1 pseudogene is annotated in these 409 nt (G+C 40.3%); it reads left to right on the top strand.

From position 1 onward, the window contains the following. Positions 1 to 78: 78 nt before the first annotated feature. Positions 79 to 409 (top strand): annotated as a pseudogene (locus PZE06_RS26545) (uroporphyrinogen decarboxylase family protein); the annotation flags it as partial.

Here is a 409-nt window from a genome sequence, read left to right as displayed (position 1 = left end):
TTGTACAAATCATTCAATCAACTGGTAATGCATTAGCTCGAAAAGCAAGGAAGGAATAGAAAGGGAGTGTAATGGTTTATGAGTTTTACGAAGAAACAGCGCTTTGAACAAATTTTGATGGGCAAAAAAGCAGATCGCCCCATCGTTAGCAGTTGGCATCATTTTTTAAAAAAAGAGCAAACAGCAGTTGATTTAGCAGAGGCAACTATTACGTTTGCGAAAGAATATGATTGGGATTGGATTAAGATCAATCCAAGAGCAACGTATTTAGCAGAGGCTTTTGGCAATAAGTATGATTTTGACGATTACCGATGGGTTTTTCCAAAGCAAACTCATGCGGTTATCAATCAGCCTGGAGGTGTTTGGCATGTGGAAGCTGTGGAAGTAGCGACATCTGTCCCCCTTCAGG

Origin of the sequence: Robertmurraya sp. DFI.2.37 (assembly GCF_029211245.1) — a bacterium.
Taxonomy (GTDB): domain Bacteria; phylum Bacillota; class Bacilli; order Bacillales; family Cytobacillaceae; genus Robertmurraya; species Robertmurraya methanolica_A.
Note: the sequence above shows the minus strand (reverse complement) of the source record. Positions and strands in the feature narration are given on the sequence as shown.